We start from the raw sequence: 15,347 nt of genomic DNA on the forward strand, positions 1-15,347 counted from the left end.
AACAAGAGGTAAATATAATGGACATCAGACCTATTAAAACAGATGCCGACTACCGCGCGGCATTAAACGACATCGAAAACCTAATGATGGCGGAGCCTGATACCGTCGAAGGCGAAAAGCTGGACATTTTGGTTACGTTAGTCGAGGCCTACGAAGCAAAGCATTTTCCAATGGATTTGCCAGACCCTGTTGAGGCAATAAAGTTTGAGATGGAGCGCAAAGGCTTAACCGTTAAAGATCTTGAACCCATGATAGGTAAAAGCAATCGTGTTTATGAAATCCTAAACCATAAGCGATCACTCACGCTAAAAATGATTTGGAAACTTCATGAAGGGTTAGGTATTCCAGCAGAGTCGCTGATCAAGCCACCGCAAGTTCGCGCTTTATAGTGCTGCGAATCAAAATTAGTTTGTTATGAATGACGCTCGCTACCCAAACATTTCTGCTATTGATAACAGGCTAGCTGAGCTTGAAAATGAAAAGCAGCAGCTTCTCGCATTAAGAGAGGCTTTGCGTAGCGCTCAAATCGAGCGTTCAGTACAGACATTCACGCCAGAACAAAAGGTCGCCTTATTCAGACAACGATTTCGTGGAAGAGAGGATATCTTTGCCAATCGTTGGCAAAATCAACAGGGGCGCAGTGGCTATTCCGTAGCCTGTGATAATGAGTGGGTAAGCGGGCTATGCAACAAACCCCGCATTAAATGCCAAGACTGTTCACACCGAAAGTTTAGCGAATTAAACGAGCACATTATTTACAGGCACCTTGCCGGTCATCAAGTGGTAGGTCTGTATCCACTACTTAAAGATAATTCGTGCTATTTGTTGGCAGCCGATTTTGACAAAGGCTGTTGGCAAGAAGAAGTCAAAGCAATGTCTAAAGTGTGCCAAGCGTTTGATATTCCGCACGCGATAGAAATCTCGCGTTCTGGCAACGGGGCTCACTTATGGATATTTTTTGAAACCAATATCCCAGCGAACCATGCTCGGGCACTGGGTTTCGCTTTGCTTGATAAAGCCATGGAAATATTTCCAAATCTATCGTTTGACTCCTATGACAGGCTCTTTCCTAACCAAGATGTACTTCCTGAAGGCGGGTTTGGCAATCTCATTGCGTTACCACTTCAAAAGGAGGCTCGCCTTTCAGGTCGTAGTTGCTTTGTTGACAGTGACCTGAATGCCATCGATGATCAATGGCGGTACCTTGCTGAGCTTAAAACGCTCACTCAGTCGAGTATTGACCAACTCATAACAACTATTTCACCCAACACCCTATTACTGTCCGAGCAAGGGCTAACAGACAACCGCCCTCCTTGGGAAATCACAGCCAAAGCCGCACCAATAAAATTAGAGTCTTTGCCGAAAAACGTGACCATTACCTTGGCCAACCATATCTACTTTTTGATGAGCGAGTTACCTGGGCCATTACTGGCCGGACTAAAGCGATTAGCTAGTTTTTCTAATCCTGTGTTTTTTAAAACACAAGCGTTGCGCTTTTCAACCCATGGCATTCCGAGGTTTATTTCCTGTGCTCGTATTGAAAACGGTTATCTAGCACTACCGCGAGGCTGCCTCGATGATGCGATTGCTTTGCTACAAGAGCAAAACATTTCGCCACTATTTGACGATAAGCGTGAAATTGGTAAACCATTATTAAAGCTTACCCCTGAGTTCACTTTGCGAAAGAACCAGCGTGACGCAGTGGCCGCAATATCTAAACATGACTTCGGTATTTTGCATGCGCCAACTGCATTTGGAAAAACGGTTACTGCCATTGCTATGATCGTAAAACGCAAAGTAAATACCCTCATACTGGTTCATAGCCGACAACTGCTCGACAATGGCAAGAGCGCTTACGCACGTTCCTACCCGAAGTAACCATTGGCAGTATAGGCGGAGGTAAAAGAAAGCCGAGTGGCATTATCGACATAGCCACCTACCAAAGTTTGGTTAATAAAAAAGACAATTCCATCACTCCTCTCATTCAAGACTACGGCCATATTATTGTTGACGAATGCCACCACCTATCTGCACCAAGGTTTGAAATGGTACTCAACGAGGTAAGAGCAAAATATGTATTGGGCCTTACAGCAACACCAGAGCGACAAGATGGTCATCAAAAGATCATTTTTATGGCGGCAGGGCCTATTCGCTACAAAGTGAAACAAAGCCCTGATGAGCAATTTACTCAAACCGTGATGATTCATCAGCTCTACGATGTACCAGCAGCAGAGCTTATAAAAACAGATGAGCGCCCCAAAATAAGCGATGCCTACCGCTGGCTCGTCAATAATGAGCAGCGCACTTCAAAAATCGTCTCAGACGCCTACGAGTGTGTTCAAAATGGCGGACACCCGTTAGTCCTTACAGAGCGTAGAGAGCACGCAGAATCCATACACTCACGACTTACCGAAATGGGTATAAGCACTGTCGTACTTAAAGGCGCCATGAAAGCTGCGGAACGCAAGAACGCTGACAATCATCTGCAATCGGCTCAAGTCGTCGTCGCAACAGGAAAATATGTAGGCGAAGGGTTTGACCTACCAAGACTGGATACGTTGTTTTTGGCCATGCCCATCTCATGGAAAGGAACATTGGCTCAATATGCCGGTCGTATTCATCGTGAATCGGAAGGCAAAACACAAGTCACTATTCACGACTATGTGGACTGCACTCTCCCTATGCTGCAACGCATGTTTAAAAAACGCGAGAAAAGCTACAAGGCTATGAGGTACGCCCTTGAGTACATTGATGACAACAGTAACAAGCAACCTTCATTGAAATTAGAAAACATCCCTTCACCAAATACCAAGCCAAAATAAACAGCAGCACTTCATTAAACACTTCCCCATGCCTTTACCCCCATACGCCAAAACTGAGCTAAATCAGCTGTGGTTTGTGCTCCACAATTGGAAATAAATTCAGCAATCTCTAAGTAGCTGGCACCTTGAGATTGTTCACCATCATAGTATTGAAGCTGTGTCATGGCCGACGAAAAATGCAGCCGCTTGTCACCGTCGCGGTCAAACCGTTTTGTTAAGAAGGTATGGTGCTGTGACGAAAATTGCCTCATCTCACTTGGAAACATGTCAACACCTGCCGCTAACGCCAATTCATAACAGACCATCTCCCACGCGCCCACATCATGGGTATCGTTTAAATTGGGAAACTTAGCAATCCACAAGTGGTCTTGTTCATCTGTGACACAAGCTTTGGGCCTTGCACCACCTAATGATGAGCCTGGAGAAATCAGCATTTTCAACCAGCGGTAATACTCGTCACTGTCGATGTTATCGTCTTTTTCAATCTGCATTGCTGCATGCTCTAGCTCTCGCAAAGAAGCCATTGGCGGCGCAGCAAATTCAGAATTGTCGTCCAAAAAAGCATTCGAGCCTGTTCGCTTAAATCGAATACCACCCATCCGGTAAGAGTCATTTACGCCCAGCAGGTAATCCAATTCGTTTAATCGACTTGTTGCTCGAATGCCTTTGCGCGCCTCAATCGCCGCACGCCGCTGCATTAAAATACGCCCCCATCTATCAGGCGATGAATCAAGAAATGCGCGGAAGCTTTTATCGACTTCATCGTTTTAGAGTACACCGGAGTGGAGGGTCAGGATGGGATCAATTTGCAAGCGATAGGCTGAGGTTAAAAATGCTTTATCGTAGGCAAAACTAAACACGCCACCTCGGCTTGAATCGCTGTAAGAAAGCAGCCCTATTAGCAAAGGTGCTTCAATTGGCTGCCAGTCGGCATAGACTTCAACGATTTCACGGCTCATCTTGAACCTTCCAGCAATTTTATGTTTTGCAGCTTGATACCCACTTCATCATGGGCGGCCATTTCTGCAAAGTTGCTTTCCATGCCAAGAACGGCCATCACCTTTAAGTAAGTGCCTATGGCAACGCCCGGATCACCGGCTAAGACTTAATTCACGGTTTTATGATCAAAACCAGTACGTTCACACAGTAGCTTTTTGGTAAAACCACGTCTTTTCATCGCCAACAGCAAGTCTTCACCAAACTGCGTCAGGATTTTACGCTGCTTTGGAAACAATATATTGTGTAAGTCACGCTTAGCCATATCACCAACCAAAGGGACTATATTCCCACTTTACTCAATATAATTGGATTTATATCCTACTTTTAGGTTTAGCTTGCGCGTTGGCCAAGGCGATGATGTGAATCCCTGAATGCCAAAGGTCATCAAATTACACTTTTATGCGCATAAAAATGTAAAATTCCGCACTTTTCTGCGCGTAAAAGTGTAGGCTGAGTTATACTACAGGCAGTTAACAGTCTTAATTGGCGGGAAATGACAATGCAGCGCAACTTACTAAACGCCCTAATAACATGGAAAAATCAACCGGTGCGCAAGCCATTATTGATCGATGGTGCAAGACAAACAGGTAAAACCTATCTGCTACAAGAGTTATTTGGGAATACCTTTGCCAACATCCTTCGTATCGACTTCCTTGAAAACCCTGCCTACAAAGAAGCGTTCGATGGCTCTCTGTCACCTGACGAGCTAGTAATGAATATTGAGTTGTTAACCAACCAAGCGTTCAACCCAGAAACCGATCTGCTGATATTAGATGAAATTGGCGAATGTGAACGTGCCGTTACCTCACTAAAGTACTTTGCTGAAAAAGCACCGTCCTATTTTGTCGCTGCCAGCGGCTCGAATATTGGTTTGCTCAACACCTTCCCTGTGGGCAAGGTAGAACAATACAATTTACGACCACTGACCTTCCAAGAATTTATTTACGCATCCAACGAGCAAGCGCTGATCAAAGCGTTTGATAGTCAAGCAAGCACACCGGCAGTACACACCAAATTGATGGACAAACTCACTGACTACTTTTTTACTGGTGGTATGCCGGAAGCCGTTTCTGCTTGGTATCAGTATAAGGATTCAAGCATTCTAGAGCGTGTTGAAAAAGTCACAAAAATTCATGCCGATTTAGTGGAAGGTTATCGCCGCGATTTTGGTAAGTACGCGGGCAAGGTCGACACCACACTGATTGAATCGGTATTTAATAGCATTCCAGCCCAGCTATCACTTGTCAGCGATGAGTCGGTTAAACGCTTTAAATTTAAGCATGTGCATGAGCGTAAATCTCGTTATAGCGATTTTGAAACCGCGATCCATTGGCTTAACTGCTGCCGCCTAGCTTTGCCAAACTACCCTATTGAAGGATTGCCGAAATCTCCGTTAGCGGCCTATAAAAAAGAAAATATGGTGAAACTGTTTTTGTTTGATGTGGGTCTGCTTAATCATATGCTCGGCAGCAGTTATAAAGAAATTAAGCAACAAAACTATGAATACAAAGGTTATGTGGCTGAAAACTTTGTGCAACAAGAGCTCACTGCCATTGGCGTTGACCCAAGCTATTCATGGAATGACGCCCGTGCCGAAATCGAATTTATTTTGGCGACCGATGAAGGCGATATCGTCCCTGTGGAGGTCAAAAGTGGTAAACGTACAAGAGCAAAATCGTTGGCATCCTACGTTGAAAAATGTACTCCAAGTAAAACCTTTAAGTTAACGGGTACACAAGGCTCATCCGCATTAGAGCAAACCAATATCGTGATGCCTTTGTATTTCACGCAGTATTTACCACAGAGATGGTAAAAGCGCGTTACTTAGACCCCGAGGTCTACACAAAGTGACTTCATAGGTAACAATTTGTAGACCTTTGGTGGGCTTACAACCTTTCAACCAACCCTCAATCGGTTTTTTGCTAACGTCATTTGGCCAGCCTATCGCCTCATCGTTTAAAGCAAATCACTCAAGCGATTTAACAGTGCTTTACGGCTATTATTCGCCACAACAAAGCGCTTAAAACGTTGTTCAAACGCCGCTTCATCAGCTTTGAACTGATAGGCCTCAAACAGCTGATGCAGATAGCGTGATGCCGCATCGTAACCACTGGCGCAAGTTCGATCCGCTTGCTCTTGTGATTGCTGCCAGTAGTGCTCACGTTGATTGTAGATATACGTCAACGCTTTTTCTTTTTCCGCTTTTTCGATAGCTAATTTTTTTGCGAGTGCTGCGGCTTGCTCTTGCTGTAATTGACTTTGCGCTTGCTCAATGAAAGGAGAAATGACGGCGGAAGTTAACCAGTATTGATAGATCTCGTCTGTGTTGACAGGTTCTTTTCGCGTCAGCGCTAAGGCTTGGTGACGGGTTAGCTGGCCTTGCTCAAACAACGTGCGTAATAGCGTGTCTTTCTCTGCTTGCGAGAGATTATGGATCCACGCATCAAGCGTAAGCTGAGTTTGTTTGGCTTGGTGACTGGGTTGTTCGCTCAGCACCATGGCGAGCGCCTTAACCAATGCTAAGGGAATATCATACAGCGCAGCAAACGACTGCTCCTCTTCCCTGAGGTGCTCAAAATCGAATTGAATTAACGGCACTCGCTCAACGCCATCATTAAAATCAAACGCTTTGAGCCACATTAAGTACACAAGGCGCCAATCCCCTTGCATTAACCCGCCGCGTAAAGCGGCTAAATGCTGGAAAAAGTCGTCAGCATGCTCATCGTCAAAATACTCATCACACTCCTCAAGGGAAAAAATCAGCAACTGCCACTCATCGTTTTCGTGAACATGAAGTCCATCACTTGAAAAGCCAAGTAACGCATCTGGAAGCGTTCCTGCTGGTAGCTTGATGTATACATCGATTGAGCCCCAATCGGCATAGTAAAAACCGATATCAAAGTATTTTAACATCAGCTCAAAAGGCTCGGCCTTTAGATCACTGTAGGTGTAATACACCTGAAAGGCCGTAGCGCTGATCTCGGCACGGCTTGAAATGGCTCTGAGTGCTTGACGTGCTTTAGCATCTAAATACCCATCCAGACGCTCAAATTTATAGTATTGAAATTCGCTCACGGTGACCTTGCTATTTATTTATTGTGAATTGAAAAGTTTGTTTTAACAAAGGCTGTACCTGAATCACTCTGGCGACTTGTTCAGCGTTTATATAACGTCTTGGGTCAATCGTTACAAATCCCCAAAACTGCAAAAATCGCTCAATAAATCGTGATTCGATGAGCATACTTAAGTTTCTTTCTGGCGAGAAGTAATCATCCGTAGGGAATACCAGCAATAGATTAGGGAAAGCTGTCATCACCTCTTTCACAAGCTGCTCCACACTGTTGTGGCTTTGAATACGCCACAGCATAAACAACCAAAAAGTGCGCAAGTCGACATCGTATTCGAAACTGTCCAAATAACCCCAGTTATATTTGCTGATAGCGGCCTCTAACATAGGTTTGAAAAAGGCCTGTATGCCTAGCGCTTGATACTGCTTTTGCGCTGATTTTTTTACATGGTAGCGGCCACTGCGCCGATAAATAATACCGCTAATTTCGGCAAGCACTCGGGTGTAGTGCAAGGCATTAAATTTGTCTTCATTGCTGCCCGAAAACTCGCTGATGCTTATACTACGTTCTAATTGAGCAACGGCAAACTCAGGCAATAACTCACTGGCCTGTTTAACCAACTTAGCCGGTAAGTTGCCTTTACTCGTGGCTTTGAAGGAGCCTTCTTGCGCCATGGCCTCATCAAGAATGAGGGCTAGATAACGCATTATTGGGCTGGCAGAAAGAGAGTCGGGAGTGCAAATTGTCACCCACTTTAATTCATCAAAAGGCGCATAAAGCCAATTGGCCATTTGCGTTGGCGTTACGCCACAAAAATCGGGATGAGGTTGATGATTGCGTTCTTGCACTTTGTGCTGCAAAGCGGCATTGAGTTCATCAAGACTCAAATTTGGGTTCATTGCCAGCATGGTTTCAACATCATCGAAGACTTGGGCATGTTGCTTGGAAACGCTGCTCATACAACAACGTTTAAATTTTTTACCACTGCCACAATGGCAAGGATCGTTTCGGCCGAGCTTCATTACTGTCCCTTCTTATTGTTATAGAAAAAGCGCTGCATTTTCTTGTTTACGCTGCTCCAATGTCTTAGCAATCACGGACATTGTTGTTTTACTGATCCCTTGTTGCTTGGCAAGATACGTAAATTGGCTGATGGCTTCTGCGACTTCTTCAATAACTTGCTTTGCATCATTCCAATTCGCAAAGCCAGCACTAGTAGCAAGTTTTTGCATCACCTTAAGCGATGGCGCTTTGCCATAACCGCCGAAAGCAGTGGCGTGTTCGTTGAATGGATGTGGGCTGTAGGTAACATCGTAAAAAGGTGCAGGGTTCCATTGACCGTCATCCGCTTGCAAAAACGCCCAGTTTTTACTGTGGTCGTCTTGGTTAGACGACAGCAGGTTAAAAACGGCACGGCGAAATTGCAGCTGCCCAGCAGCAGGAGATTTACACAACTGACGGCTGGCTTTGATCAAGTCAATATAATCTAAACTTGGCGTTCGAAAGTCTGCATCCAGCAGCCCGCAAGCGCTGTGCATATGCAAGCGACCTGAACTGCGATTACCGCTTAAACGGGCCTGCTCCGTGACATAATCAAAACGCTTAAGCGCCAACCAGGCAGACGCACCGCTTGTAGTTGGTGCTTCAATGAGTTGCCAGACTGGTGGTTGGCACTTGGCAAGCTCGGCCATTTGCAAATAAACCGCTTCACACAACCCTTCTTCATGCCCGAGCGCGAGATTTTTCGAGGTAAACTTAATCAGCCAAGCCTCATCTCCAGGCTGAGCAAAGGTTCGACAATGCTGAGTTTCCCCTGCAGGCATATAAATCTGCGCCTTAGGCCTTGCTCCACCCGAACTACCACCGGCGACTAATGCGGCCAACACCTGTTGCGTATGCCCATCTAACTCATCGTGATTATCATCCATATAATCTGACATTGAAGCATCGAACAGCGTTTGTGCTTCTAAGCCCAAGGTTGCTAAATCAATGTCCGCGTATGTCGTGGCTGAAAACTCAGACACCGGAGCAAAAGACAGCGCTCCCATGCCTTTATCACCGACAAAGGCCAGTCTATCCATCGCCGTTAATTGATTAGGTAGGATGCCCTTTTGCCGGAAAATACGATCTTGTAACAACATGCCCCAGCCATCGGGCAAACAATCCCCAAATACGCCATGTACACCTTGGTGCGGCGCTTTAGGTGCGGCTTGAACTAGCGTATTCGCTTGCAAGGTAAACGGTGATAAATTGCCAAACTGCTGCAAATAGTCGTCAGTATACTGAAAAAAAACGCCTTGCCGATTCTGCGCCAAGACTCCAACAGATATCTGCTCACCTGAGCTTAGCGTACGAGTAACATTAAGCTTCTGAATCGGTTTAAAACTCATCTTTTAGCACCTCATCAATACTCATGGGTATAGCAGCGCGTTCTTTGCTAAGTTGCGTGAGCTGATAAAGCCTATCTAGCGAATCAAGTGTCTGCCATAGCAACAGCAATTGACGAAATGAAATTTGCCCGGTCAGCTCAAATTTCTTAATGGTGGCCGCAGGTACGCAGCTTCGCTCAGCCAATGCAGCGCGCGACAGCTTTGCCTGCTTGCGTAACTCACGTAAATAAGCCGCATAAGCTTGGCTTACATCGGTATCATCAAGTAAGGTAAAATTCATCCGCAAAGACCAAATGGATACAGTTATATCCATTATAGCGAAATAAAACATAAAGTGGATACTATGATATCCATAATTGCGTAGAGTGTTGAAAAAATCACTCGATAAAGCCCTTCAAAACTGCTATTTTTAGACCCTAACAGCAGCATAAGATTAACCCGTTAGGTCAGGTGGCCTAACTTAAATAAAAAAGTCTCCGACAAACCCGGTACGGTTCAGCCATATATAACTCCATCAACCTGATTTTTTACCATTCGGTTTACCTAATTAATCATCACAAAATTATGTTGGTGATTATTTGGTAAATTTTTAAAAACTTATGTGACCAAAATTAAACGATCTTAATAAACATTAATTCCAATAAAAATATTTTAAAACGTAAGTTATTGATGTTATTGTACTTATATACACAGCAATTTATACAATTTAATGTAAATTATGTTGGTGACTATTGCCAAGGTTGGGGTTTCTGCAATACTTGAAATACGTTGTGCTAGATCTTGATCTAGCCGGTATTTATTAGGCAAACGTATTTGTTTTTCTATCCCCAAACTAGGTTCATAACTATTGGCTTGTTTTCGCTCTAGTTGTGTATCCGTCTTACGTACTTGCATACCGGCTGTAACAGTCCACGGATTTTGCCCTACTTTTAATCCTTGTCGGGCAAAGTCTGCATAATCTTGCTCTGATATTGCAGCACGCACATTCGGATGTTCTACTAGACTCTGTTGTACTGCTTCAAGTGGTGGCAAAGCAGCTTCAAGTTGAGGTTTTGCAATTGCTGTCGAAGCCACTGTAAAACAATAGCCCAACCCAAACAGATACCAAATTTGGCCTAGAAGTGTTGATTTAAATTTGATATTTAATGTCATTAGTCAAGTGCTCCTTGGCTCATATAACCAGAAATTAATGTAGGTATGACCCAATAAAAACAATCACTTGATTTAAATTTTTGCTGAATATGCGCCAAAACCAATGATACAGATTCGTGTTGTACAATCAGCAATATAAGATTCCGTTCAGTTGCTCCGCGAATTTTTTCCTGAACATTACGATAATGTTGGCGATTACCAAACCCTTGTGCGTTGACACAAGTACACCCTGAAATCAACTCAGGAATTAACCACAAATGCTCCATAAGTTCTTCAGCAATATCAGAGGACACGTTAATAGAGAGTTGGCATATTTCAGACATGATGATCTCGCGCTAAACCAAATTTTTTAAACAAGTTAGGAAGTAAAATCAGAGTCAGCAAAGTACAAGAAATAAGCCCTCCAATCACAACTATCGCCAATGGACGTTGAATCTCGGCACCAGGGCCAGTAGTAAATAACAATGGGATCAAACCTAAAGCTGCAATACTCGCGGTCATCATGACTGGACGTAAACGGCGCATAGCACCTTCACGAACAACTTCCTCAATTGCAACACCACGAGAAATCAGTTGATTAAAATAACTAATCATCACTAAACCATTCAGTACAGCAATCCCCATCAAGGCAATAAAACCAACTGATGCAGGAACAGATAAATACTCACCTGTTAATGCTAATGCAAATACTCCACCGACTAACGCAAAGGGAATATTGACGAAAACCAATACGGCTTGACGCACCGAACCCAAAGTCGTAAATAGTAAAAAGAAGATCATTGTTAATGCAGCAGGTACAACAAGCATTAAGCGAGCAGCCGCACGTTGTTGGTTTTCAAATTGCCCCCCCCATTTGAGTGAGTAGCCGGTTGGTAACTTGACTTTCTCTGCAACCAATTGTTTTGCTTCATCTACAAAACTAACTAAATCACGATCACGTACGTTGGCACGTACCACTGACATTCGTGATGCATTTTCACGATCAATTTTTACGACACCCTCAGTCTTAACCACTTCTGCTAAAGATAACAATGGCACTGCAGCTGCATTCTCAATTGGCAAGGCAATATTGGAAAATTCAAAACTCGACTCTCCCAAACGTGGATCCCCTTTCATCATTAATGGAACAGGGCGCCCCTGTTCAATAATGGAACCTATTTCTTTGCCTTCCACGAGCATCTTGAGTTGGGCTTGAACATTTTGACTGTCCAATTGATTTCGTATAGCCATATCACGATGGATTCGCAGCTCTTGATACTGTACTCCCGAATTTTCGAGTGTCATGACATCTTCATTGCCTTCAATGCCTTGTAGAACTATTGCAATTTGCTTTGATAAATCATTAAGCTGGTCTAAATCACTTCCAAAAATTTTGACAGCCAAATCTCCTCGTACTCCAGACAACATTTCTGAAGTGCGCATCTCTATGGGTTGACTAAATGTTAAGTTCACGCCAGGAACATCTTGAAGTACAAGACGAATTTTTTCTAAAATTTGCTCTTTATTTTTGACTTGCCATTGCGTTTGTGGTTTTAGCACAATGAAACTATCTGTTTCATTTAACCCCATAGGGTCTAATCCCAATTCATCAGAACCTGTACGTGCCACAATTCTTTCAACTTCAGGCACTTGTTCCAAAATACGTTTTTGAATATCCAGATCTAATGCAATTGAGTTTTGTAAGCTAATCGAAGGGATTTTTTCTAACTGTAAAATAGTATCTCCCTCATCCATGGTTGGCATAAATGACTTTCCAATGAATGGGAAAATCAATGCAGCCAGAAGTAAGGTACCACCTGCTAAGACATAAATCTGTTTAGGATGGGCTAAACTCAGATTCAAAAGTTTTCGGTAACCAGTTTCTAATTTAGCTACTAAAAAGGGTGTGTGATGTGCTTTCGGTTTTAGAAAGAATGAACACAGTACAGGAATCACTGTCAAAGAAAAAATTAGTGAACTTGATAAAGCAAATACAATTGTTAAAGCCACAGGTGAAAAGAGCTTCCCTTCCAATCCTTCAAGCGTGACCAATGGAATAAACACTAACATAATAATGATCATGCCTGCTGTGACTGGTACTGCAACCTCAGACACTGCGCGGTAAATCATATTTAATGGCGGTAAAAAAGAACGTTGCGGTGACTCTTTTGCTTCAGCAAGTTGCATTTCAATATTTTCAACCACTACAACTGCAGCATCCACTAATAAACCAATCGCAATCGTCAAACCACCTAAAGACATTAAATTGGCACTTAAACCAAAATGGTGCATCATCAAAAAAGTACTTAGTGCAGATAATGGTAAAACTGCCGCAACCACTAAAGCAGACCTTAGGTTTCCTAAGAACAATAAAAGTAAAATCAAGACTAAGACAATAGCTTCTAATAACGTTTTACTTACGGTATGAATGGCTCGGTTTACCAACTCACCACGATCATAAAATGGTTCAATCGTTGTACCCTGTGGCAGAGTTTTTTCAATGTCGGACAAATGCTCACGAACATGTTGAACGACTTGACGTGCATTCGCACCTTTTAAAGTTAATACAATACCTTGGACAGCCTCACCTTGGCCATTTTCAGTCACTGCACCATAGCGTGTGAGTGCTCCAGTATGTACCTGTGCAACATCTTTAACCCGCACCAATGTTCCTTGATGGCTAGAAACAATAATATCGCCTAACTCTTCAAGGTTTCTGACGCGGCTATCGCTTCGGATCAGTAATGACTCTCCATTTTCATTAAGCCGCCCAGCACCATCACTGGCATTATTTAGCTCGATTGCCTGTTGTAGCTGTGTTAAAGATAAGCCTCGTGCCGCCAGGGCCTCTAAATTAGGGGTCACTTCAAATGTACGAACAAGTCCCCCCAAAGCGTTAACATCGGCGACCCCTTCAATTTTACGAAGTTGTGGACGAACCACCCGATCAAGTAGAGTTCGTTTTTCCATATCACTGAGTGGCCCATGTAAGGTAAACATAAAAGATTCACCTAATGGGGTCGTCATGGGTGCAATTCCACCTGACGTACTACTTGGTAATGCAGACATCACATTACTTAAACGTTCATTCACCTGTTGTCTAGCCCAATAAGGGTCAGTGCCTTCAGCAAAGTCTAATGTGATAATCGCAATCGCGTATTTAGATTGCGAACGCATTACTGTCTGATGAGATATTCCCAACATTTCTTGTTCAATGGGTACAACAATACGGCTTTCCACCTCTTCGGGCGTCATGCCGGGCGATTTCATCACAATTTGTACTTGCGTACTTGACACATCAGGAAAAGCATCAATTGGTAGTTTCGTAAAAGCAATGTAGCCTGCCACACTGATCGCCAATGTGAGCAATAATATTAAAATGCGCTGACTAAGTGAAAAGGCGATAAGACGTTTTAACATATGTCTCACCTCAACGTTCTGTAGTGCTAATAGGTGCTTGCTCTGCACCAAAGCCAGACCACACCGCCTTGAGACGCTCTACACCACTGATAGCAAGTTGCATTTTGGGTTTTAATTTTTCAGCTGTAATATAACTTTGCTGCTGATCAGCTGATAGAACTTCAACCGTTACAGCTTCAAACCCCTTCTGATTTTTAACAAAAATAATGTGTTTACCATCTTGTGAGGTTATGGCAGTACTTGGTACTGGCCATGCTGCAATTACTGTTGGCTGCTTACTTTGAACATGAACTTTGACAAATTGTTGCACCCGCAAACAATTATGTTTGGTATCCATTTGTACGATGATATTTTGAGTTTGTGTATTCCCTACAAGTGCTGGAGCGATATTTTGTATATGCCCTGTAATATCACAACCTTCAACCTGAACAACATCCCCAATATGCACATATTTACTGTCAGCTAAATTAGCTTGTAATAACAATTGTAACGGTGAATCAGCGTTTACAAGTTGACCTAATACTGTACCAGCCTCAACATACTGACCTGTAGAAACCTGTAAGTTTTCTATATAACCACTTGTTGGGCTTTTAACATAGACAATGGAATTTAGACTATTTACCTGCCCTCCTCCCATAAATTGCAGCATTCGCTGTTTTGCACCTAAGTTAATATTAAGACGCTGTACTTGATTCTGTGCCTCTTGCACACGCTTCTCGGCAATAATGCCTTCAGCATATAAGCTACGTTCACGTGTTAAATTTTGCTGGGCTAATTGTTGTTGAGCACGAAGCTGCAATATTTCATTTTGAATCTGAATTAAATCTGGACTATGTACAGCAAGTACATGATGATTCCGGGTAACTTCTGCCAAGGGTTGTACCAAAACTTGCTGCACCATTCCTGAAACAGGACTAGTCAGTACAACTTTGCTTTCTGGTGACCACTGTACTTGCCCTTGTAAAATAATTTGTTTTTGTATGTTAGTAGAAGAAGCACCTAATGTGTGTAATTTGATCCCAACTTGCTCAATTTGTTTTGAAGAAATTAAGATTTGTTGCTCTGAGACTTCAGGACTCCTCTCAGCCTCTGAAACCTGTCTCTCTACTTTAGCCTCTATATTTTTATTCGAGAGCAGCTTACTTCCCCACCATAGCCCAAGGCTAATCAAGATCAAGACGCTCATTAGATATAATAGTTTTTTAAAATTTAGTACATCTACTCGCTGATCCACTCGTTTCATCCTTCAAGAGATTTTCTCTACAAAGCTAAGATTAAGTTCTTAAGATCAGATTAAGTTTATAAACCTATTTCAGACTGCATAGGCCCAAGTGAACCGTATTGGGTTTGTGGGAGACTTTTATTTAACTGATGTTACGTAGTAAGTGCATTTTGAGCATCTTCGCTACTACATGTTGTAGTCGATTTATAAATTATTAATAATCATTATATTAAACTATATATTGTTATTATTTCTCACGAAAATCAGCATCAAAACATAGGTGACTTTTATAAAC

11 protein-coding genes and 3 pseudogenes are annotated in these 15,347 nt (G+C 43.0%); 4 read left to right on the forward strand and 10 right to left on the reverse strand.

Going from position 1 to position 15,347, the window contains the following annotated elements:
* The first annotated feature begins 17 nt into the window (after positions 1-17).
* The 3 genes and pseudogenes from FTV18_RS10265 (at position 18) to FTV18_RS15715 (ending at position 2,822) form a co-directional block, all read left to right on the forward strand.
* Complete coding sequence (locus tag FTV18_RS10265) at positions 18-389, forward strand: type II toxin-antitoxin system HigA family antitoxin (protein ID WP_000354814.1); 372 nt, start codon at positions 18-20, stop codon at positions 387-389.
* Positions 390-414: 25 nt separating this feature from the next.
* Positions 415-2,045, forward strand: a pseudogene (locus tag FTV18_RS15710) (DEAD/DEAH box helicase family protein); the annotation flags it as partial.
* Between the two features lie 153 nt (positions 2,046-2,198).
* On the forward strand, positions 2,199-2,822 hold the full coding sequence (locus FTV18_RS15715) for a DEAD/DEAH box helicase (RefSeq protein ID WP_368856243.1): 624 nt from the start codon (positions 2,199-2,201) through the stop codon (positions 2,820-2,822).
* Between the two features lie 44 nt (positions 2,823-2,866).
* Here FTV18_RS15715 and FTV18_RS10275 read toward each other — a convergent pair.
* Positions 2,867-3,781, reverse strand: a pseudogene (locus tag FTV18_RS10275) (type II toxin-antitoxin system HipA family toxin); the annotation flags it as partial.
* Positions 3,778-4,083 (reverse strand): annotated as a pseudogene (locus tag FTV18_RS15810) (transcriptional regulator). The pseudogenes FTV18_RS10275 and FTV18_RS15810, both read right to left, overlap by 4 nt.
* 237 nt (positions 4,084-4,320) lie before the next feature.
* Here FTV18_RS15810 and FTV18_RS10285 point away from each other — a divergent pair.
* Positions 4,321-5,634 (forward strand): ATP-binding protein, encoded by a 1,314-nt coding sequence (locus FTV18_RS10285; RefSeq protein WP_070153175.1) that lies wholly within the window; start codon positions 4,321-4,323, stop codon positions 5,632-5,634.
* 143 nt (positions 5,635-5,777) lie between these two features.
* Here FTV18_RS10285 and FTV18_RS10290 read toward each other — a convergent pair whose 3' ends face one another.
* The 8 genes from FTV18_RS10290 to FTV18_RS10325 all read right to left on the reverse strand — a co-directional run bounded on the left by FTV18_RS10290 (position 5,778) and on the right by FTV18_RS10325 (position 15,064).
* On the reverse strand, positions 5,778-6,896 hold the full coding sequence (locus FTV18_RS10290; RefSeq protein WP_179989052.1) for a hypothetical protein: 1,119 nt from the start codon (positions 6,894-6,896) through the stop codon (positions 5,778-5,780).
* Positions 6,897-6,906: 10 nt separating this feature from the next.
* Positions 6,907-7,911, reverse strand: a complete 1,005-nt coding sequence (locus tag FTV18_RS10295) for a YecA family protein (RefSeq protein WP_070153169.1) — start codon at positions 7,909-7,911, stop codon at positions 6,907-6,909.
* Between the two features lie 18 nt (positions 7,912-7,929).
* Positions 7,930-9,279 carry a type II toxin-antitoxin system HipA family toxin gene (locus FTV18_RS10300; RefSeq protein ID WP_154320132.1) on the reverse strand — a complete coding sequence of 450 codons (1,350 nt, stop codon included), beginning with the start codon at positions 9,277-9,279 and terminating at the stop codon, positions 7,930-7,932.
* Positions 9,269-9,559 carry a helix-turn-helix transcriptional regulator gene (locus tag FTV18_RS10305; protein ID WP_070153163.1) on the reverse strand — a complete coding sequence of 97 codons (291 nt, stop codon included), beginning with the start codon at positions 9,557-9,559 and terminating at the stop codon, positions 9,269-9,271. Before FTV18_RS10305 ends, FTV18_RS10300 begins: the two co-directional genes overlap by 11 nt.
* Positions 9,560-9,960: 401 nt before the next feature.
* Entirely contained in the window at positions 9,961-10,431 is a 471-nt protein-coding gene (locus FTV18_RS10310) for a hypothetical protein (RefSeq protein WP_228291711.1), read from the reverse strand.
* Positions 10,431-10,754, reverse strand: a complete 324-nt coding sequence (locus FTV18_RS10315) for a DUF3240 family protein (RefSeq protein WP_004974301.1) — start codon at positions 10,752-10,754, stop codon at positions 10,431-10,433. Before FTV18_RS10315 ends, FTV18_RS10310 begins: the two co-directional genes overlap by 1 nt.
* A complete protein-coding gene (locus FTV18_RS10320; RefSeq protein WP_004974298.1) occupies positions 10,747-13,830 on the reverse strand; it encodes an efflux RND transporter permease subunit in 3,084 nt (1,027 codons plus the stop codon). Before FTV18_RS10320 ends, FTV18_RS10315 begins: the two co-directional genes overlap by 8 nt.
* A gap of 10 nt (positions 13,831-13,840) precedes the next feature.
* A complete protein-coding gene (locus FTV18_RS10325) occupies positions 13,841-15,064 on the reverse strand; it encodes an efflux RND transporter periplasmic adaptor subunit (protein WP_004974297.1) in 1,224 nt (407 codons plus the stop codon).
* Positions 15,065-15,347: the final 283 nt, after the last annotated feature.

Source organism: Acinetobacter sp. YH12241 (assembly GCF_013417535.1).
Taxonomy (GTDB): domain Bacteria; phylum Pseudomonadota; class Gammaproteobacteria; order Pseudomonadales; family Moraxellaceae; genus Acinetobacter.

Excerpts from the sequence above, each read along its gene's own strand:
- FTV18_RS10305 (WP_070153163.1), bottom strand. The coding sequence starts at position 9,559 with ATGAATTTTACCTTACTTGATGATACCGATGTAAGCCAAGCTTATGCG.
- FTV18_RS10285 (WP_070153175.1), top strand. The coding sequence starts at position 4,321 with ATGCAGCGCAACTTACTAAACGCCCTAATAACATGGAAAAATCAACCG.
- FTV18_RS10310 (WP_228291711.1), bottom strand. The coding sequence starts at position 10,431 with ATGACATTAAATATCAAATTTAAATCAACACTTCTAGGCCAAATTTGG.
- FTV18_RS10265 (WP_000354814.1), top strand. The coding sequence starts at position 18 with ATGGACATCAGACCTATTAAAACAGATGCCGACTACCGCGCGGCATTA.
- FTV18_RS10315 (WP_004974301.1), bottom strand. The coding sequence starts at position 10,754 with ATGTCTGAAATATGCCAACTCTCTATTAACGTGTCCTCTGATATTGCT.
- FTV18_RS10295 (WP_070153169.1), bottom strand. The coding sequence starts at position 7,911 with ATGAAGCTCGGCCGAAACGATCCTTGCCATTGTGGCAGTGGTAAAAAA.
- FTV18_RS15715 (WP_368856243.1), top strand. The coding sequence starts at position 2,199 with ATGATTCATCAGCTCTACGATGTACCAGCAGCAGAGCTTATAAAAACA.
- FTV18_RS10320 (WP_004974298.1), bottom strand. The coding sequence starts at position 13,830 with ATGTTAAAACGTCTTATCGCCTTTTCACTTAGTCAGCGCATTTTAATA.
- FTV18_RS10300 (WP_154320132.1), bottom strand. The coding sequence starts at position 9,279 with ATGAGTTTTAAACCGATTCAGAAGCTTAATGTTACTCGTACGCTAAGC.